Annotated in this window: 1 protein-coding gene; it reads right to left on the bottom strand. The window is 29.9% G+C overall.

Annotated features, from left to right (window positions below; genetic code table 11):
• Positions 1 to 797: 797 nt before the first annotated feature.
• A partial coding sequence (locus tag AC1DRF_RS28275; RefSeq protein ID WP_477742341.1) for an STAS domain-containing protein occupies positions 798 to 1,289 on the bottom strand: 492 nt, incomplete at its 5' end.

Genomic DNA, 1,289 nt, shown 5'->3' with positions numbered 1-1,289 from the left:
GTATATGGAAGGTGAGGGAAGCCCATGTATATTTTTTAAATTTGTTGTCCAAAATCTATAATAGTAGATACGGAGAGGAGATTTATGTATGAAAWTGACGAAAGAAGAAGCACARGAAATAGCTAAGAAATCATTAGCCWTAGCTAAAAAGTACGATCTTCCTACACCAAAAAAGAAAATTGAAAAGAAGAAATAAAGTGAATACATTCCTAATAAAAGATTCCTTCTAGAAAAAGCAGCAACCTTTTATATTTTCAAAATAACTTTTCTATAAATTAAACGTCTAGAAGAAAATAATTTCGAAGGTTCGTGGATATGTTATCTTGTAGATTAGTTTATTTACCACTCTATTTTAAATATTTAGCGTCAAATAAAAAGACTTTCTTCAGTTCATTTTTATGAGCTTGAATGTGTCGTAAGGTGAGTTAATTTCATTAAGATAATTTAGTAAATTAATAATAAGATTTAAAAAACGCATAGAGAAGTTAATAAGTATTATAAAATTAGTGAATGTGGAAAAAATTAAACTCAAAGAATTATTATCGAAACTTTGAGCAAACTACGCAAAATGGGTGAATCATTACTTATCTAACTCCTAAAAAAAACAGAAAAACTCTCTTAACGCATAGGAAGAGTTTTTCTGTTTTTTAGTTGTATATCGTATCCATTATTAACATAATGTAATTTTTAGGAATAAAAAGCCTTATATTTTAATATAAGACTTTTCTGGATACTGATTTATTTTTTCGTAAACTCGTTTTCATTTCTGTTTGTAGGGTAAATTTCTTATATTTTTTCTAAATTTGATTCAGCTCTAAATATTCTTTTAAAGTTTGCTGTAATGTCCCTTTTGCTTCGGCCTTATCCTCAAAGGAAATTCCTGAGTGAATCATTGTCCTAACTAGGTCAGCACGTAAACCTGTAAGAATGGCTTTACTTCCCATCATTGAAATACCAGTTAATATTTTTTGGAAATGGTCAATAACATGCATCTCCATGTTAGCAATTCCAGACAGATCTATAATTAATGTTTGAATCTTTAAATCTGAGATGCCCATCAACACTTTCTCCTCAATCGTTTGGATACGATTGAGGTCAATCATTCCGATCAACGGTAGTACAGCTACAGATTGGCTAAGTGGTATAATGGGCACCGATAGATGTTCAACTAAGTCTCTCTGGGAGGCAATTAATTCATCTTTATACTTGGAATAACTAATGAGAAACGTGTTAAGAAATTGATCAATCTTATCATTAATTCGTTTCTCTAAGGCATAAAATTCTTCACG

The sequence above is a fragment of the Priestia sp. P5_B4 genome (assembly GCF_056400385.1).
Note: the sequence above shows the minus strand (reverse complement) of the source record. Positions and strands in the feature narration are given on the sequence as shown.